15 protein-coding genes are annotated in these 18580 nt (G+C 41.6%); 8 read left to right on the plus strand and 7 right to left on the minus strand.

Annotated elements, in window-relative coordinates:
• Nucleotides 1–46 precede the first annotated feature (46 nt).
• The 7 genes from HMPREF1320_RS04490 (at nt 47) to tpx (ending at nt 4519) form a co-directional block, all read left to right on the plus strand.
• The gene (locus HMPREF1320_RS04490; protein ID WP_034554145.1) at nt 47–592 is read left to right on the plus strand and encodes a Smr/MutS family protein; all 546 of its coding nucleotides are present in this window, start codon (nt 47–49) and stop codon (nt 590–592) included.
• Complete coding sequence (locus tag HMPREF1320_RS04495; protein ID WP_009417584.1) at nt 593–1273, plus strand: ABC transporter ATP-binding protein; 681 nt, start codon at nt 593–595, stop codon at nt 1271–1273.
• A 41-nt stretch (nt 1274–1314) separates the two neighbouring features.
• Entirely contained in the window at nt 1315–1758 is a 444-nt protein-coding gene (locus tag HMPREF1320_RS04500) for a PepSY-like domain-containing protein (protein ID WP_009417569.1), read from the plus strand.
• 76 nt (nt 1759–1834) lie between these two features.
• Entirely contained in the window at nt 1835–2281 is a 447-nt protein-coding gene (locus HMPREF1320_RS04505; protein ID WP_009417565.1) for a PepSY-like domain-containing protein, read from the plus strand.
• A 1-nt stretch (nt 2282) separates the two neighbouring features.
• Nucleotides 2283–2717, plus strand: coding sequence for a PepSY-like domain-containing protein (locus HMPREF1320_RS04510; RefSeq protein ID WP_009417581.1), 435 nt, complete (start codon nt 2283–2285; stop codon nt 2715–2717).
• Nucleotides 2718–2719: 2 nt separating this feature from the next.
• Complete coding sequence (locus HMPREF1320_RS04515) at nt 2720–3949, plus strand: NAD(P)/FAD-dependent oxidoreductase (RefSeq protein WP_009417570.1); 1230 nt, start codon at nt 2720–2722, stop codon at nt 3947–3949.
• 72 nt (nt 3950–4021) lie between these two features.
• Nucleotides 4022–4519: a thiol peroxidase gene (gene tpx, locus HMPREF1320_RS04520; RefSeq protein ID WP_002673532.1), complete on the plus strand. Its 498-nt coding sequence runs from the start codon at nt 4022–4024 to the stop codon at nt 4517–4519.
• Nucleotides 4520–4576: 57 nt separating this feature from the next.
• Here tpx and recJ read toward each other — a convergent pair whose 3' ends face one another.
• Nucleotides 4577–6271, minus strand: a complete 1695-nt coding sequence (recJ, locus tag HMPREF1320_RS04525; RefSeq protein WP_009417574.1) for a single-stranded-DNA-specific exonuclease RecJ — start codon at nt 6269–6271, stop codon at nt 4577–4579.
• Nucleotides 6272–6364: 93 nt separating this feature from the next.
• The gene (locus HMPREF1320_RS04530; protein ID WP_002673542.1) at nt 6365–7228 is read right to left on the minus strand and encodes an RNA polymerase sigma factor RpoD/SigA; all 864 of its coding nucleotides are present in this window, start codon (nt 7226–7228) and stop codon (nt 6365–6367) included.
• Nucleotides 7229–7329: 101 nt separating this feature from the next.
• On the opposite strand from HMPREF1320_RS04530, the gene HMPREF1320_RS04535 reads away from it, so the two are divergent.
• Nucleotides 7330–8325, plus strand: a complete 996-nt coding sequence (locus HMPREF1320_RS04535) for a glycosyltransferase (protein ID WP_009417590.1) — start codon at nt 7330–7332, stop codon at nt 8323–8325.
• A 211-nt stretch (nt 8326–8536) separates the two neighbouring features.
• Here the strand turns inward: HMPREF1320_RS04535 and rsgA are convergent, their stop codons facing one another.
• The 5 genes from rsgA to HMPREF1320_RS04560 form a co-directional block, all read right to left on the minus strand.
• Nucleotides 8537–9475, minus strand: coding sequence for a ribosome small subunit-dependent GTPase A (rsgA, locus tag HMPREF1320_RS04540; protein ID WP_009417557.1), 939 nt, complete (start codon nt 9473–9475; stop codon nt 8537–8539).
• Between the two features lie 3 nt (nt 9476–9478).
• Nucleotides 9479–9988 (minus strand): CvpA family protein, encoded by a 510-nt coding sequence (locus HMPREF1320_RS04545; protein ID WP_009417566.1) that lies wholly within the window; start codon nt 9986–9988, stop codon nt 9479–9481.
• Nucleotides 9989–10012: 24 nt separating this feature from the next.
• On the minus strand, nt 10013–13087 hold the full coding sequence (locus HMPREF1320_RS04550; RefSeq protein ID WP_009417560.1) for a reprolysin-like metallopeptidase: 3075 nt from the start codon (nt 13085–13087) through the stop codon (nt 10013–10015).
• A 50-nt stretch (nt 13088–13137) separates the two neighbouring features.
• Nucleotides 13138–15483 carry a reprolysin-like metallopeptidase gene (locus HMPREF1320_RS04555; protein ID WP_009417559.1) on the minus strand — a complete coding sequence of 782 codons (2346 nt, stop codon included), beginning with the start codon at nt 15481–15483 and terminating at the stop codon, nt 13138–13140.
• Nucleotides 15484–15551: 68 nt separating this feature from the next.
• Entirely contained in the window at nt 15552–18578 is a 3027-nt protein-coding gene (locus HMPREF1320_RS04560; protein ID WP_009417585.1) for a reprolysin-like metallopeptidase, read from the minus strand.
• Nucleotides 18579–18580 lie beyond the last annotated feature (2 nt).

Below are 18580 nucleotides of genomic sequence, written 5' to 3' on the forward strand. Positions count from 1 at the left end.
TACAAATTTACAAACTAACAAATTAACTGCCCGTGTGGCTCGCACTGTGAACATAGGAGATTACATAGAAGTATTAGACGATATCATTAAGGGACACATCGTGCGCCTTACGCCTCAGCAGGTAACAGTGCTTACTACTGAGGGGTTTGAATTAACTTACCGCCCTGAGGAAATAATAGTTATTGAAGAGGAAGCGCCTTTAAAAGGTGCTTTTACGAATATAGATGAAGAGAGTTTGCGCAAAGATGTGGTGAGCAAGCGCAAGAACAAATGGCCACTCACTAAAAAAGAGCGTAATATCCCTCCAATGGAAGTAGATTTGCACATTGAGCAACTGGTCAATTCTACTAGGAATATGACCAACTACGATATGCTTACCCTACAACTCGAAACCGCTCGCCGGCAGTTAGAGTTTGCCATTGCACAGCGTATCCAGCGGGTTGTGTTTATTCACGGAGTAGGCGAAGGCGTGTTGCGCACCGAATTAGAATTCCTGTTAGGACGTTATTCTAATGTTACTTTCTACGATGCCGAATACGCTAAATACGGCATAGGTGCTACCGAAGTATATATCTATCAAAATGCCAAATAAATGATTCAAGCTACCAATATTCATAAAACTTATAAAGATTTAGAAGTGCTCAAAGGCGTATCGGTGAATGTTGCCAAAGGCGAAATCGTATCGATAGTAGGAGCTTCAGGAGCAGGAAAAACCACCCTGTTACACATCTTAGGTACTTTGGACAGTCCAGATACCAATAAACCATCGTCGTTGGTGATTAATGGTACGGATATATTGTCGTTATCCTCCAAAGCCTTGGCAAAATTCCGCAATGAACACATAGGCTTTATCTTTCAATTTCACCAGTTGTTGCCCGAGTTCACTGCTTTGGAGAATATCTGTATTCCTGCACTCATCAAAGGGATAAGTAAGAAAGAAGCCGAAAAACGCGCGATGGAGCTTTTAGACTTTTTACACCTCACCTCGCGTGCTGACCATAAGCCCAATGCCCTTTCAGGAGGCGAACAACAACGAGTGTCGGTAGCACGTGCCCTGATGAACCACCCTTCGGTAGTATTCGCTGATGAACCCAGTGGCAACCTCGATTCCGAAAGTGCTGAAAAACTGCACCAACTCTTTTTCCAACTGCGCAATGAGTTCCAACAAACATTTGTAATCGTTACCCATAACGAAGAATTGGCTACTATGGCAGATAGAAAGCTGGTGATGGTAGATGGAAGGATAATTATTCCCAATTCTTTCCAAAATTAGGTAGTATCTTTGCCCCGTTAAACTTAAAAACAGATTAAACGATGAAAAAATTAGTATCAATTATCGCCACTTTTTTATTGACTGTAGTAGCAGTACAAAATGTATCAGCTAAAGACACTCCTATTACTTTTGAACAATTGCCAGCTAAGGCGCAAGCTTTCGTGAAACAACACTTTAAAGTAAATGATATCGCATCGGTATGGAAAGACGACGATTTCCACGACCAAGATTACAAAGTGTATTTTAACGATGGTACTCAAATTGAATTCTATAGCAATGGAGACTGGGAAGAAGTGAAAACTCGCACTCAGGCTGTACCTGCAAAACTTATTCCTAATGGTATCGCTCAGTACGTAAAGAAAACCTACCCTCAAACGGATATCTACAAAATCCAAAAGAAACGCTATGGCTATGAGGTAGAACTCGCTAGCGGACTCGATTTGGAATTCAATACTAAAGGACAATTTCTAAGAATAGACGACTAATAAAAAGTACCATTCATTTGGTACTTTTTTTATTTTTAGCTACCTTTGTCGCCTTAAACATATCAATTATAAAAAGATGAATACATTCAAAACATTATCAACAGTAGTCTTCTCTTTACTTGCTTTTGGAGTGGCTACCGCTCAAGACGAAGGTCTTGTACCTATAAGTACTTTGCCTGCCAGTGCACAAAGTTTTATTAAGCAACATTTTTCTGCTAATAGCATCGTTTCGGTATGGCAAGATACCGAGAAAGGCAAAGTAGAGGACTACACCGTGCTCTTTGCTGATGGCACAGAAATAGAGTTTCGTGCTGATGGCAATTGGAAAGAAGTGAAATCACGCAACGGACAAGTTTCGCCCAAGATTGTTCCTACAAAAATTACTAAGTATGTGCACAAAAACTACCCTAATGTAATTGTTAAAGAAATTAAAAAAGAACGTACTAAATACGAAGTAGACCTTTCTAACGGGGTAGAACTCATTTTTAACTTAAATGGTAAATTCTTAAAAATAGACGACTAAAATGAAACGTTTTTTATTACTCATTGCTACTACACTTACCTTCAGCGCAGCCTCAGCACAAGACAAAAAAGTAACTTTTAACGACCTCCCTGCTGATGCTATCAACTTTGTGCGCGAGCATTTCTTAGTAGACCACATCGCTTCGGTATGGAAAGACACCGATTACAAGGACGAAGAGTATACCGTCATCTTTCGCGATGGACTTGAAATAGAATTTAACGGCGATGGCGATTGGAAAGAGCTTAAAGCTCGTCACGGCAAAGTGCCTGATCACGTAGTGCCTGAAAAAATATTAGCACACGTACGCGCCACTTTCCCTTTTGAATCTATCAAAGAAGTATCGCGTAGCCTTAGTAAAAAGAAATATGAAGCAGAACTTACCGACGATCAAGAACTTAAATTTGACGATAAGTTCAACTTTATTGGGGTAAAATAACTATGTACGACCTTCTTATTATCGGTGGAGGAGCTGCTGGCTTCTTCACCGCTATTAATACTGCTGAAAAACACCCTAACTTTAAGATTGCTATCCTCGAAAAAAGCAAAGAAGCACTCCACAAAGTGCGCATTTCGGGCGGAGGACGCTGTAACCTCACCAACGCTACTTTTACTCCCCAAGAACTCGTAAAGAACTATCCTCGTGGCAGTAAGGAACTCCTCAGTCCTTTCCTCCGTTTTATGTGTGGTGATACAATAGACTGGTTTGAAGCTCACGGTGTCCCTCTCAAAACTGAAGCTGATGGTCGTGTATTTCCTATTTCTAATACTTCGGAGAGCATCATAAATTGCTTCCTCAACGAAATAAAAAGACACCATATAGAGCTCTTCGCTGAGCAAAATGTACAAGCCTTCTCTCCTACTCCCGAAGGTTGGCAAGTAAGTACGCCCAAGCAGACCTACATTGCTCGAAATGTAGTCATTACCACCGGCAGTAATCCTAAAATATGGCAATTGTTATCTAATTTGGGGCATACTATCATAGCACCAGTCCCTTCTTTATTTACCTTTCATACTTCCACCCAATGGACAAAAGAACTATCGGGTATTGCTGTAAATGCCTCTGTAAGTTTGCTTAGCAAAGAAGGAAAATCACTGAAAATAACCGAGACTGCTCCACTACTCTTCACTCATACAGGTTTTAGTGGACCTGCGGTATTGCGCGCCTCGGCTTGGGGGGCTCGTGTGCTAGCTGAATGTAACTACGAATGCTTAATGGAAGTAAATTTCACTGTTAACGTCGTAGAGGCGCTTTCTTATGACGAAACGCTCTCTGTTCTCCAAGAGTTTAAACAACACAACGGACGCAAAACAATGCAAAGCTTCTCACTTTTTGAACTCCCCAAACGCTTATGGTCTGCTCTGTTAGGAAATGCAGGAGTCGCCCCTGAACAAGTGTGGGCAGAACTCAACAAACCACAATTGCGTCGGCTGGCTGAAGCTCTTACCCAATATCGTTTCCCCATAGAAGGCAAAGCTACCTTTAAAGAAGAATTTGTAACAGCAGGTGGTGTAAAACTCTCTGAAATCAACTTTAAGACTTATGAGAGCAAGCTATACCCTCAGCTCTATTTAGCAGGAGAAGTACTCGATATTGATGCTATTACTGGAGGGTTTAACTTCCAAAATGCGTGGACGGGTGGTTATATCATTGCAGAAAGTATTCAATAATAATCCTATTATAAACTTAATACTTGGCACTATTTTTGTTGATTTTCATATTATTAATAATAACTATATTTTATGGCAAATATTACGTTTCACGAACAACCAGCTCATACTGTTGGAGAACTTCCCAAAGTGGGTACTATAGCTCCTAATTTTTCAGCTGTAAGGAATGATTTAGCTGAAGTAACACTCAAAGACTTTCAAGGAAAGAAAGTTGTACTAAATATTTTTCCGAGTGTAGATACGGGGGTATGTGCAGCTTCTGTACGCAAATTTCACGTGGAAGCTTCTAAACTCAGTAATGTAGCTATCCTTTGTGTATCTAAAGACCTTCCTTTTGCACTTACTCGTTTTTGTGCTGCTGAAGGAATAGACAATCTCACTATGCTTTCAGACTTTAGAGGTGATTTTGCAAAGCATTACCCTATTGTCTTTACTGATACTCCCTTAAAAGGGTTATTATCACGTTGTGTAATAGTTTTAGATGAACAAGGGAAAGTGGTTTATACAGAACAAGTAGCTGAAACCACAGACGAGCCTAACTACGTTAAAGCGTTAGAGGCTTTGAAATAGGTAGAGAAACAAATAAAAAAAAGAGGTTATTGGAATAGTATTCTAATAACCTCTTTTTTATTTTATATCTCTTATTTGTAACTGCAAACTTACTCTGCCATTCCACTCATTTTCTTCTATTGAATATACTATGTTGAAAGGTCTGCCAGAGGTTACTATGGGGAGTTTATGTGCTAAGCCAAAGCCTACTGCGTCATAATACGAGGTAGTACCTACTTCTTTTAAGGTGAGTTTTAAGTGTTCTTCATCTTTACCGATACGTTTGGCAAAGCCGGTATCTATTACGTTTTCGGCATAGAAAAGCGGAGGGAGATTCAGAGGACCGAAAGGCTCGAACTGTTTGAGTACGTTATACAACTTTTGGGTAAGTTTACTCAATGGCAAAGCGGTATCTATAAAGAGTTTGGGAATGCGAAGCGAAGAGTCTATGGTTTGCTTTACTACTTCTTCAAAGGCATTTTTGAAAAGCGGATACTGTTCAGGGCGCAAAGTGAGTCCGGCAGCGTATTTATGACCACCAAACTGCTCCAAATACTCACTGCATTGTTCCAAAGCTTCATAAATATCAAATCCTTGTACCGAACGCGCTGAAGCGGCATACTTATTACCACTCTTAGTAAAGACTACCGTAGGACGATAATAATGCTCTATAAGGCGAGAGGCGACAATGCCTATCACCCCCTTATGCCATTCTTCATTAAACACTACCGACGTATAGTGTTCTTGCTCGCCATTTGCCTCTATTTGGTTGAGGGCTTCGGTGGCGATAGTGCTGTCCAGCTCTTTCCTATGTGTATTAAGCGCGTCTATTTCCTTAGCTTTAAGTACAGCTTGCTCTTCATCAGTTTCGGTGAGGAGAGCAACGGCGTATTTGCCGTGTTCTATACGTCCTGCTGCATTCACACGAGGTGCTGCTTTGAATACCACATCGGTTATGGTAATTGTACCTTGGTGCTGACCAAAAAGCGCTTTTACGCCTGCCGACGGATTATTATTGAGCACTTCTAAACCAAAGTACGTCAAGCAACGGTTCTCGCCGTCCATTGGTACGATATCGGCAGCAGTAGCCACGGCTACTAAGTCTAAAAGGGAAATGAGTTCGCTGAACGGGCGTTGTAAATACTCGTGATAAGCTTGGGCTAATTTAAACCCTAAACCACAACCACAGAGTTCTTTATATGGGTAAGGACAATCAGCTTGTTGGGGGTCGAGTACTGCCACGGCATCGGGCACTTGGTCTGAAGGGCGGTGGTGGTCGGCAATGATACAATCAATCCCTTTTTCTTTGGCATATTCTACTTTATCAATGGCTTTGATACCGCAGTCGAGCGCAATGATGAGGGTACAACCTTGCACCTCGGCATAGTCTATGCCTTGAAAAGAAATACCATAGCCTTCGGTATATCGGTCAGGGACGTAGGTGTGCAATTTAGAAGTGAAGTTGCTAAGATAGCGCTCCATTAAAGAAACGGCGCTAGTACCATCGACATCGTAATCACCATAGATAAGGATTGTTTCGTTACTTTTTAAGGCTCGGTCTAAACGAGCAACAGCTTCTTTCATTCCTTTCATCAGGAAAGGATTATGTAATTGGGAGAGTGTAGGACGGAAGAAATCTTTTGCTTGCTGAAAGGTAGTCACGCCTCGTTGTGCTAAGAGTATCGCCAAAGGCTCACTGATGTTGAGCTCTTGTTGTAAAGTAGCGACAATGGCTTGCGGTGGTAGTGGTTTAAAGTTCCAAGTGTAGTCCATTTATTTAGGTAAGAGATAAGAGGTAAGAAAAAACTTTGCCAAAGTGTGAAACTTTGGCAAAGTGTGTGATATTATTGCTTGTGTGGCTCGCACTTAGCCTAAGTATGTTTTTAGAATTTTACTACGGGAAGTGTGTTTGAGGCGACGTATTGCTTTTTCTTTAATTTGACGTACACGTTCGCGGGTGAGGTCGAAGGTTTCACCTATTTCTTCGAGGGTCATTGCGTGCTGGTCGGAAAGACCGAAATACAAACGAACTACATCGGCTTCGCGAGGGGTAAGCGTTTCGAGCGCGCGCTCTATCTCGGTGCGCAAAGAATCTAATATTAAAGCCTTATCAGGGTTAGGTGACTCGTTACTGCGAATCACGTCGTAAAGGTTGGAGTCCTCTCCTTCTACCAAAGGTGCGTCCATAGAGATGTGGCGACCTGCATTCTTCATAGATTCCTTCACATCATTTACCGACATATCAAGTTCGCGCGCAATCTCTTCGGCTGAAGGTACGCGTTCATTGGCTTGCTCGAGGTAAGCATACATCTTGTTAATTTTGTTGATAGAACCTATTTTATTCAGCGGTAAGCGCACAATACGGGATTGTTCGGCTAAGGCTTGGAGAATAGATTGGCGAATCCACCATACGGCGTAGGAAATGAATTTGAATCCACGGGTTTCGTCGAAGCGTTGTGCTGCTTTGATGAGCCCTAAGTTCCCTTCGTTAATAAGGTCGGGCAGGGTAAGCCCTTGGTTTTGGTATTGTTTAGCTACTGATACCACGAAGCGCAAATTGGCTTTGGTGAGTTTTTCTAAGGCGGCTACATCGCCTGCCTTAATGCGTTGTGCCAATTCTACCTCTTCATCAGCAGTAATCAAATCTACACGACCAATCTCTTGCAAATACTTATCAAGAGACGCGGTTTCACGGTTGGTTACCTGTTTGGTAATTTTTAGTTGTCTCATTCAGAAAAAATCCTTAATTTTGTCGATTCTTATACGCATATTATACGTATGGTATTATAGAGATGTTACAAAATCTTTTAATTTTAACATTACTTTAACAGATGAAATATAGTTTTATTATCCCTATATACAATCGCCCTGAGGAACTTGACGAACTGCTAAACAGTCTTGCATCACAAACTTACGAAGGTGATTTTGAAGTAGTAGTGATAGAGGACGGCTCTACTATTACCTCAGAGCAGATATGTAAAAAATACCAAAACGATTTATCGATTACTTATCTTTCTAAACCTAATACAGGTCCGGGCGACTCGCGCAATTACGGTATGCAACACGCTCAGCACGATTATTTTCTCATTTTAGATTCCGATTGCATTTTGCCTTCTCATTACTTGGAAGCGGTAGATGACTTCTTGCAAGCCCATTATGTAGATTGTTTTGGGGGCTCGGATACTGCTACCGATGACTTTACCGATATTCAGAAAGCTATTAACTATACGATGACTTCTTTGCTGACTACGGGGGGCATTCGCGGTAGCCAAAAGCGTATTCAGCGGTTTGAACCTCGCAGTTTTAATATGGGTTTATCGCGTAAAGCTTTTGAGGCGACGGGAGGTTTTGGAAAAATACACCCTGGTGAAGACCCAGATTTGGTGATACGCCTTTGGGAAAAGGGTTTTGATTCGGCTTTTATCCCTACTGCTTTTGTGTTTCACAAACGGCGCATTTCGTGGGCGAAATTCCTTACCCAAGTGAGCAAATTTGGACAAACGCGGGCTATCCTTAACCATTGGCACCCGCAAACGCGCAAGCTGACTTTTTGGTTGCCCACTTGCTTTGCCTTGGGACTTTGTGGCGCTATACTGTTAGCCTTTTTTGGACACATCGCTCCCTTGCTTGTATACGCTTCTTATTTTATATTGATAGGGTGGGACAGTGCCCGAGAGAACCGCAGTGTGAAGATAGGATTTTTGTCGGTTTGGGCACTTCTGGTACAGTTTTTTAGTTATGGTTGGGGATTTCTGAGAGCAACATTAAAAATAGCTTTCGTTAAGAAACCAATCGAAACTCTTTTCCCGCATTTATTCTTTAAATAACCTCTTTTTTAGTAGTAGGGAGCTTATAGAAAGCTTATAGGAAGCTTATACGAATCTTGGACGATTGGTATAGGATAGCTATATAAAGATTTGATTTTCAAACTGCTATAAAGGGCATTTACACAGAAATAAAACGAAAGAAAACAGACCTCCAATAGGAGGTCTGTTGTTTGTAAGAGGGAGGTGTTTTATTTTAATATTGTTTTTTACGTTACTCTCCTTCGCCTTCTCGGTATACGCTTTCTTCGCCTTTTAGGATTTGGAGATAGCTTTTGTAGCGCGACCAAGCGATTTCATCGCGGTCTAAGGCTGCTTTTACAGCGCATTGGGGTTCATCGGTATGGAGACAGTTATTGAACTTACATTGGTGTTTGAGAGCGAAAAACTCGGGAAAATAGTCGGTGAGTTCTTCTTTTTCGATTTCTACCATACCAAAGCCTTTGATACCTGGAGTATCAATAATGCGTGCCCCAAAAGGTAAATCGAACATCTCGGCAAAAGTGGTAGTGTGCTGACCTTGCTGATGTTGCTGAGAGATTTCGGCAGTTTTGAGATGTAAATTGGGAGCTATGGCATTGATGAGAGTAGACTTGCCCGCACCAGAATGCCCTGATACCACGCAGGTTTTTCCTTCCATAGTAGCTTTTACCTTATCGATATTTTTGCCCGTAGTAGCCGAAATACCTATACATTCATAACCTGCCTTGCGGTATATTGAAGCGAGGTATTTCACTTCGGAGAGCTCGTCTTCTGTATAAGTATCTACTTTGTTAAAAAGCAATACGGTTTTGATGCCATAGGCTTCGGCAGTTACCAAAAAACGGTCGATGAAAGTAGTAGAGGTAGGCGGATTGTTGAGGGTTACTACCAAAAAAGCGAGGTTGATATTGGAAGCGATGATATGAGTTTGCTTAGAGAGGTTTACCGATTTACGAATGATGTAGTTATCGCGTTCTTTTATCTCGGTAATGACGCCTCTGTTGCTCTCTTCCAAACGAAAGAGCACGCGGTCACCCACAGCTATGGGATTTGTGTTCTTAATGCCTTTTAGGCGAAATTTGCCTTTGATACGACACTCGTAGAATTGCCCCGTAGCGGCGTCCTTCACTGTATACCAGCTTCCTGTAGATTTATAGACTAACCCTTCCATTTACTATTCACTTTTCTCTTCTTTTTTCTCTTTCTCGGGAAATACATTGGCGTATACTACTTGACTGATACTCTTTACGGGTTTGTACAGAAGAGATTCACTCAAAGCGGAGGCTGAGAGCCATTTTTCGGTTTGAAAGGTACGCTCTAAAAACAAGAACATCGACCCTGCAATTACAGCCACTTTGAGTAAGCCAAACAAGGCTCCTGCTAAACGGTTCAGAAGACCGAGTTCGGCAATTTTGAGCATCTGGGTAAGAACTTTAGCTAAGAGCATTACCCCCAGCATTAATACAATGAGAGTAATACCAAATGCAAAAATCTCCAAGGTTTGCTTTTCGGCAGGTAGAATCTTGTCCAACAACGAGGCTGTAAAGAACGAAAAGTGTATCGCCCCATAGATACCTATCACAATAGCTAATAGCGATGCCATTTCGATGATAACCCCTCGCATAAAGCCACGTAAAGCTCCGAAAGCCAGAATTACCAGTAATAAAATATCTATCTTATTCATTCATCAATTATATTTTTAGTAGTATCATTTTACGTATAAAATTCCTTTTTTGGTTTGTTGTTGTCCTTTTAAATAGTAGGTAACCACATAGAAATAAGTACCTGCTAAGCGTTTGCTACCTACCACTCCTTTTACGTTAGGGTCGCCTCTGAAATAGTCACCATTTTGCTGATAGTGGTTATTTTCGTACACTTTTAAGCCCATTTCATCAAAAATAAGTAATGAGATAGGGCGATCTTCATCGGCATTTTCTACCTTGAAATAGTTCTCGGGGTTAGTGGTTGAGACAGCATTATATATTATAAGTGCCGCAGAGGGTGATTTGGACGGGTCGGACGGATTAGGTTGCGGTTGAGGTTGAGGCTGTGGTTGTGGTTGTGGCTGGGGTTGTGGCTGAGGCTGTGGTTGCGGGTTGGGTTGGGGTTGTGGTTGTGGTTGTGGTTGTGGATTGGGTTGGGGTTGGGGTTGAGGCTGTGGTTGTGGCTGTGGTTGAGGATTTTGAGCGTTAGGATTAATAGTGATTACTTGTTCATAACGGTTTTCGTTATGAGCACTATCTTCTACAAACCAGACATAGCGTATTATTTTTTTACCGTCTTTGGTTTCATTGCTTTGGCTAGACACTACTTGTAAAGCCCCATCACAATTATCGGTTGCAGTGAGGTTTTCTCTTACAGGTACATCGGCTTCGCTCTTTACGGTCATACTTGGGGGGTAAGACGAGAGCACTGGTTTTTGAGTGTCCCTGAGGAAAATTTGTTGGGTATGGCGGATAGGCAAAGCTCCATCGGCATAGGCTATCCAAGAGCGAGTGAGTTTGTAGGACTTACGGTCACCTTCTCTAAACTCTTCTTCATAGTCTATGTGAATGTTATCGGCTCCCTCTGCTTTTACTTCAGCTTTGGCAGGAATATCGCCTCTGCATTGTACGTGTTTATCCTCAGGAAGAGGAGCTACAAATCGTAAGGTTTTAGTAGGTGGTTCTTTTTCGTAATAGATAAATTGCTGTGCTGTAGCAGAATAGTTGCATTTATCTTTTGCTACCCATTTGCGCAATAAATAGGTAGTATGGTCTTCTTCTGAAAAAGTTACCTCAGCTTTTTTATTAGCACCACAATAATGAGATTCGGCAGTAACGTTAGGTTTTTCGGGAATAGCATTCTTTTTAACAGTTATCACAGGCTCAGGCAAATTTTTAAAGGTAATGTCAGGGGTGTGCATATCCAAAGTGCCTGGGGTGTCAGTGCTCACAGCATAGGCAATATGATTGAGTACTTCTATTTTAAAGAGTCCTTCTACAAAAAGATTATAATTTTTCCACCCTTTAGCTTGTGTAGGGAAAATGACCGTAGCTTGTCCGTTGTTTGGTATTCCATCAGCTAATACATATTTGTAGGTCTTGCCGTTATCCTCAGAGAAGAGTATACGCACCTTACTATCGTTGCCAAAAACATTCTTATCAACATCCCAGTAGATAGTAGTTTCTTTACCATATTTAAATCTTCCGGCACTGCTTTTAGTTATATTAGTTATCCTAAAAGGCTTACCTTCTACTATATTTACTTTGGTTTCATAGACATCATAGAGCGCTACGTGAGGTTTTCCGTCTTTGTAAGCTCCTATTTTACCGTCGGATACGCCTAACCAAAAAGTGAAAACGCCAGTTTCGTTTTCACCTGTGAACTTATAAGGAACAGGTTTCCATTCATTGTATTCATTTTTTCTATAGGGTCGATAGAACTCTATATGATTGCTCTCGGTAGGGCGATTAGAAGGGAAACGCGCTTTGCCAAATTGATTAAAATCGGCTTGGTGTGCCATATAGAGAAGGGGGTCGCCATCGGGGTCGGTTGCTTCTATATTGAATTGAAAGTAAGTATTTTTGGGGAGTTTGTATTCCTTTTTCAAAATAGAACGTTGGATCACAGGGGCACGGTTAGTAGAAACTTCACCGTAAGGGATATTGTCCTGTGGCAAGCCTACCAACTGAGTACGGGCTTTATCGCTATAATAAGCATCGTGCAAATTGGTACGGTTGCGGATGGTGTATATAGAAGGAAGTGAGAAATATGTGCCATTAGGGTCGTTGATATAGCTCATAATAGAGTTCCCTCTATCGGGCTCGGTATGAGAAGAAGCTGTTGCCCCTCCTATGGTAAAAGTGTGTGCGGAGCCTAATAAGTGTCCTAATTCGTGAAGGATGATATAAAACTCGTGATTGGCGATACAGCCTCCTTTTAGCTTTCCTGTAATTTCACCCAAATGCGCCAAACCACGGTTATCACTGTATATAGAAAAGACAATACCTGCATCGTAATTCTCTTCGCCTATAAGGTTATTAAAATCTGAAGTCGCTCTATTCAATACCTCTCTCACCACAGGATGATCGTATATTTCTTTGTCTTTAGTAGTGATGATAAGACGAGGGTCGTTCACCAAAGCAAATTGACAACCAATCTCTCTACCGCATACCTCGTTGAGCCCTGCCTCTACTTTTGTCATAAATTCTTTTACCTTATTTATATCACCATAACAACGTTCTTTGTAGAAACTGTAATCGATGAGCATTGCCAAACGATAGGTTCTGAGTACATTGGTATTGTAAAGCACTCTTTTGTCGTCAGACGGAAGTGCCTCTTCGTGCAGTATTGCCCCACGTGCAGCCGTCGTATTAGCAGGCGCAAGCTGCATAGGTAGTCTTTGGGAAGTGGGCGTTGTAGCTTGGGAACATTGCCCATCGGCGCAAGTGCCACAAGCGAAGTGTTCTTTATCGGTAGTAACTTTCAGTATTCCGTTTTCAGTGTTGATGAAATAAGAATGACCGTCGTGCCATACTTCACCTGATAGGGTATTTTTATTCATTGAGAGTGTTCCTGCAAAATTGCCATTGTGATAGGCAACAAAAGTGCGGAAGCCTTCTTGGGCAAGGCTATTGGGGCGTGCTTGCCAGTCGAGCGATACAGATTTTCCTTCGATAGGAACATTCCATTGTACTGAGGAGTTTGTACCAAAAAGGCGTATCACCTCAGTAGCTTTTTGTTGTGCATTTATGGTTCCTGCTACGAAGAACCAGAGTAGTAAAAGTCGTGATATTTTCATTTGTTGTTAGTTATTAGTCGTTAGTATTAGGTAACAGGTAAGAATTCCGATTACCTTACATATAGGAATCCTTTCTTTTCTTCTAAGTTACCATCTTTATAATAGGTAACTATATAGAAATAAGTACCTGCAAGAGGTTTGTTACTTATAGTTTTTAGATTAGAGTAGCCCCTAAACACTTCACCGTTTTTGCCGTAATAGTTGTTCTCGTATACTTTGAGTCCCATTTCATCGAAGATGTGCACCGAGATAGGGCGATCTTCGTCAGCATTTTCTATTTTAAAATAGTTCTCGGGGTTAGTAGTTGAGACAGCATTGTATATGATTGCTGTTGCATTAGGTAATGTTGATGAGTCAGAAGAGTCTGACGGACTGGGTTGAGGTTGTGGGCTAGGCTGTGGTTGGGGTTGAGGTTGAGGTTGCGGGTTGGGCTGTGGTTGAGGCTGAGGTTCTGGTTCTGGCGTAGTTTCAGGTTTTGTAGGGTCTTTTTGTATCATAAAACCTCCTACGTGATAAGGCTTTGTACAAGACAATGCATAAGCCAAGCCATCGATTACTTCTATTTTGATGATGCCTTGTCCTCTTTGTTTGCCAAAATGTCCGCGAGTAGTACCTACGGATATATTGGGAAGCTCTACTTGGCAAGTGCCATTATTAGCTACTTCTTTTTTCAATACATACTTATAGGTTTTACCAGAGTCGGTTGACAAAAGGATACGCACCTTACTATCTTTGGTAAAAATAGCCTCGTCTACCTGCCAATGAAGCGAAATTGTCTGACCTCCTTTGTAGGTCTTGTTCTGCTCCCTACTACCATTGTCGAAATTCTGTATTTCAAAAGGTTTACCTTTGACTATTTTCACTTGTACCTCTTCTACATCGTATTTCACTACGTGGTTACTATTGTCTTTGTTATGATCGGCAGCAGCTAACCAAAAGGTGAAAGTACCTTCTTTGTAAGAATCGGCAGCTCCTATGGGTACAAAGGTATTGCGTTCACTCTCAAACCAAGTAGTTTCAAAGCGTATATTACCATCAGATTTTCCTTTGTAGGTGATAAAACGAGCGTTAGATTTGGTAGAGTGAAAACGCCTATCAGCAGGGTGAGCTATATAAGTAAGCGCATCGCCTTCGGGGTCGGTAGCGTTGAGATAGAATTGAAAATATGTTTCTTCGGGTATGGTATAAGTTTTCTTTAAATGCTTTCTATCAAGCACTGGGGGGCGGTTGTTGCTCTTTACTCCATAAACAAGGTTAGAACCTGTGCCCTCTACGCGTTTACCTGCCTCTTGGGTACGTGTTTCATCAGCGTAATAGGCCATAGAGTTACCCAAGAATTTGCGTATTTCTTGCAAACTTACGAGCGAAAAGAAATCGCGTGGGTGCTCGTGTCCATAACTCATAATCGACTGACCCGAGCCTGTTTCAGTTTTGCTAGAATACTGTCCTCCGTTAGAAAATGTATGGTCTGCACCAAACATATGTCCTATTTCGTGGGCAATGGTAGAAGGTTTTATAGGGCGTGCTGCCGCATTAGCTTTGTTGTGTTGCTCATAAGCAGCATAGACCATCGCCAAGCCATTGTACCTTTCGCGATAATCGGTGAGGATAATTGCTATATCGTATTTGTTTTTATCGTAACGTTTGTTGAGAGTGATAGTACCGTTGTTTACCACTTCATTAGCAGCTTCCCTTCTGCGGAATAAATGATTTTCTTCAGTAGTAAAAATAAGTGCCTCATCATCTACCAAAGTAAAATCCACCCCCACATCATTGCGATATAACTCATTCATAAAGGCAACGGTAGCATACCAAAACGCTTTGATTTTATTTACATTTCTATTAAAATATGCCGAATTGTAAATGCTGTAATCTACCGGTATTGCCAAGCGGTAGTGCCTGAACACACCATCGGTGTGGATGAGCGCTTTAGGATAAAGTGAATTGTAAATCTCGGGTTGTTCGATAGGAGGGTCGTTCTTATCTTCATTGCCTTCGGGAAAGAAATTGCGGGCAGTGAGGGCTTGTTTTCCCAAAAAACTCGCACCACAATCGTGTTCATCGGTTACTGCCTCTACAGTGAGCATTCCTTGGGGAGAAGTTCCCAATACATAGGACTTTCCTCTGTGAAACAATTCACCGCTTAACTGCTGTTTGTCAAAGCTGATAACGCCTACAAAATGCTCTTGGTAGTAACCTACAAACGAGCGAAATTCCTTAGAAGTAGTTCGCGCTTGCCATTGTACGAGCATAGAAGGTGAGTTAGGAATAGGAGGTGCCCATTCTACAGAAGGTTTTTCAGCAAAAAGAGCTATAACACTTTGGATATTAGTTTGTGCATTGGCTACCTCTATGCTTAGGCATAGCCAAAGTAAGTAGCGTAGTATATGTTTCATTAGTTTGGTTTTAAAAAACGGCGCAAAGGTACAAAACAATTAACAAATAGCAAGCAAAAATTAACAAGTTATCTTATGTATAGGAATCCCTTTTTTGTTTCTTGCTGTCCTTTGAAATAGTAGGTAACCACATAGAAATAAGTACCTGCTAAGCGTTTGCTACCTATCACTCCTTTTACATTAGGATAGCCTCTAAAATATTCACCTTTTTGTTGATAATGGTTACTTTCATATACTTTCAAGCCCATTTCATCAAAAATAAGTAAGGTAATAGGTCGGTTTTCATCTGTATTTTCTATTCTGAAATAGTTATCAGAGCCTTTTTCAGTAGAAACAGCATTGTAAATCACCACTTCTTTAACAGAAGGAACTATTGGCGGTGTAGGTGGTTGTGGTATTACTGGGGTAATAATAATGGTTTGCGTATGCACTCTTTCATTGCCACACACATCACGCGCTACCCACTTATAAACAACTTTATAGAGCTTTCCGTTAGTGAGAGTTTCTTCTTTTGGAGACATTGTAACGGTAGGTTGTCCTGCACAAGTATCTTCTGCTGAAATACTCTGTTGTTGGGGGACGGGTGTCCCTTCTTTAATCGTGAGGTTTTGAGGTAAAGTCCCTACAAAAGTAGGTGGGGTAGTATCGGCTACGGTAATGCGCTGGGTATGGGTAAGAGTCGTGCAACCATCGGAAGCGGTAAAAGTACGCTCTAACGTGAAGTTGTTAAGGCATTGCTTGTTGAGTTCCTTGTCGGCGCGACTAATCACTACCTTAGCACAACCTCCTTGTGTGGTGGGGGTTTGCACAGCGGGAATAGCTTTGGCACAATTGACGGTTATATTGTTAGGAAGTGTTGCCCAAGTGAGAGGTATAGGAGTTGTTTTAGACACAATGGTAATAATTTGCTGGTGGGTAGTAACATTGCCACAAGCATCTTTGGCTTCCCACATATAGATAAGCTGAGAGATTTTTCCATTAGTTTTTACTTCTTTATGAGAAGGCGTAACAGTAGCGGTGCCACAATTATCAGTAGCAGTAAGCGTTACTTGGGTAGGGGTCATTTCGCCTTCTTTAATACTCATATTTTGGGGTAAAGCCTCTACAAAAGTGGGGCGAGTTTTATCTGTTACGCTAATAGTTTGAGTATAAGTAAGCGTTTGGTTACAAGTGTCAGTAGCTATAAAAATGCGTTTGATAATATAAGTATAGTCACAATTGCCTCCGATGCGTTCTTCTTTTTGAAGGGTAACCACAGGATTACAACCACCTGTAACAGTAGGAAGTGTTACCGCTGGAATAGATTGCTCACACGAAAGGGTCAGATGATTAGGAAGTGATGCCCAAAGAAGAGGTTCGGGGAGAGCAGGGTTCTTTTCAATAGTAAAACCACCGCTTTTAGGGTTGTAGTTAGTAAGATCAAAGGCTAAACCATCGATTACTTCTACTTTTAAGACGGCTTGGGTAGTGCTGATATTAGGCAAGGTAATTTCTTTACTGCCGTTGTTATCAGCTTCTGCTACTACCATATGTTTAAACGTCTTGCCTAAATCATCTGAGAGCAGAATACGCACTTTGGTGTCTTTGAAAATAGTATTATCTACATTCCAACTAAGGGTGAGTTGAGCGCCTCCTTTGTATTCGTTTTTTGGGGTAGTCGTAATTTTGAAGGGGGTACCGTCTTTTACCGTTACTTTGGTTTCAGCCAAATCGTATTGCACTATATAGTCGGCTGACGGTTGGAGTGGGGCATCGCTCACTCCCAACCAAAAGGTAAAAGTACCCGTAGTTTGTTGTGCTAAGCCACTATTGGCTATTACACTACCTGAGTCTTTGTGATACTCTGTTTTAATAGTTACAGGGTTAGCAGGAGTAGGTTTGTAGATAATGTATTGCGTTATAGGGGTTTCATCACCATTGCGTACATCGTGTTGGTTTACGGTGTATAGCAGTTCTGCACTATCGGGGTCGATAGCGGGGATATTGAATTGAAAGAAAGTACCCTTGGGAATAGTATAATGACTTTTAATCTTGCTGTGGTCTATGCGAGGGGCTTGAGTAGTGAAAGTCTTGTCGTGAGCTTTCACGGGGACTCTTGTCAATAGTTCCCGTATGCGCTGAATGCTCGACAGCGAGAAAAAGTCACGCGGACTGCCATAGCTCATCACCGAAGTACCTCTGTCATACTCTGTCTTTTCACTATCGTAAGCTTCTGAGCCCTTATAGCTACCAAAAGTGTGTCTCCCTCCGAATAAGTGTCCTATCTCGTGAGCTATGACTTCTTTGGTAAGTACTGCTACGGCATCAGCTTTGGTATTAGCCTGATAAACACCTTTAAGATAAGCCAATCCTCTGACTCCTTTTTTTAAGGAAGCGGTATACGCAAGAGAGATACCCACGTCATAACTATTTTCTCCTATAAGTTCATTGATAATCCTTGTTGAATTATCCTTAACGTAACTAGCATCACGATAGCTTGCAAAAGTCTCATCTTTTTCATCTTTAATGATAAGACGCTCATCGTTTACTAATTCAAAACGCACTCCCAAATCGCGTAGGTACACTTCATTTAGGAAGTTTTCAGTATCTGCCCAAAACGTTTTTACTTTCTGTATGTTTTTCTCTAAGTGTCCTGTACTGAATGTGCTATAAGGGATATGCATTGCCAAACGGTATACCCTTAGTGTTTGTGTGTTGGCAATGGTAGGAGCGGTTTCTTCGGCTAATATTGCGGGGCGTGCTGTCGAAAGGCTTAGGTGCGAATGAGGTGTATCGGTGGTGCCACATCGGAAATCTTTATTAGGCGAAAAGACCAATTGTCCTTTTTGCTCGTTTATCTCATACGAGGAATCTCCATAGTGAAAACTCCCCGACACGCTCTGTCCTCCTACCGAAAGAGTCGCTACAAAATTGTCTTGGTAGTAACCCACAAAAGAGCGAATACCCTCTGAGGCAAGAGAGGTTTTGCGCTCCTGCCACTCAATGGCAATACCTTGTTGTGCCGATACTGCTTTTAGCCATTTATCCGCCTCGCTCTGTGCTTTCCCAAAGAACACACACCCTATTAGCAATCCTATTGTAATGATGTTTTTCATTC

The sequence above is a fragment of the Capnocytophaga sp. oral taxon 335 str. F0486 genome, assembly GCF_000277665.1.
In the GTDB taxonomy this organism is placed as follows: Bacteria; Bacteroidota; Bacteroidia; order Flavobacteriales; family Flavobacteriaceae; genus Capnocytophaga; species Capnocytophaga ochracea.

Bases quoted from the DNA above. Each gene is read 5' to 3' on its own strand.
- rsgA (WP_009417557.1), bottom strand. From the start codon at position 9,475: ATGGAAGGGTTAGTCTATAAATCTACAGGAAGCTGGTATACAGTGAAG.
- HMPREF1320_RS04545 (WP_009417566.1), bottom strand. From the start codon at position 9,988: ATGAATAAGATAGATATTTTATTACTGGTAATTCTGGCTTTCGGAGCT.
- HMPREF1320_RS04510 (WP_009417581.1), top strand. From the start codon at position 2,283: ATGAAACGTTTTTTATTACTCATTGCTACTACACTTACCTTCAGCGCA.
- HMPREF1320_RS04560 (WP_009417585.1), bottom strand. From the start codon at position 18,578: ATGAAAAACATCATTACAATAGGATTGCTAATAGGGTGTGTGTTCTTT.
- HMPREF1320_RS04535 (WP_009417590.1), top strand. From the start codon at position 7,330: ATGAAATATAGTTTTATTATCCCTATATACAATCGCCCTGAGGAACTT.
- HMPREF1320_RS04530 (WP_002673542.1), bottom strand. From the start codon at position 7,228: ATGAGACAACTAAAAATTACCAAACAGGTAACCAACCGTGAAACCGCG.
- HMPREF1320_RS04550 (WP_009417560.1), bottom strand. From the start codon at position 13,087: ATGAAAATATCACGACTTTTACTACTCTGGTTCTTCGTAGCAGGAACC.
- recJ (WP_009417574.1), bottom strand. From the start codon at position 6,271: ATGGACTACACTTGGAACTTTAAACCACTACCACCGCAAGCCATTGTC.
- HMPREF1320_RS04555 (WP_009417559.1), bottom strand. From the start codon at position 15,483: ATGAAACATATACTACGCTACTTACTTTGGCTATGCCTAAGCATAGAG.
- HMPREF1320_RS04515 (WP_009417570.1), top strand. From the start codon at position 2,720: ATGTACGACCTTCTTATTATCGGTGGAGGAGCTGCTGGCTTCTTCACC.
- HMPREF1320_RS04505 (WP_009417565.1), top strand. From the start codon at position 1,835: ATGAATACATTCAAAACATTATCAACAGTAGTCTTCTCTTTACTTGCT.
- HMPREF1320_RS04495 (WP_009417584.1), top strand. From the start codon at position 593: ATGATTCAAGCTACCAATATTCATAAAACTTATAAAGATTTAGAAGTG.
- HMPREF1320_RS04500 (WP_009417569.1), top strand. From the start codon at position 1,315: ATGAAAAAATTAGTATCAATTATCGCCACTTTTTTATTGACTGTAGTA.
- tpx (WP_002673532.1), top strand. From the start codon at position 4,022: ATGGCAAATATTACGTTTCACGAACAACCAGCTCATACTGTTGGAGAA.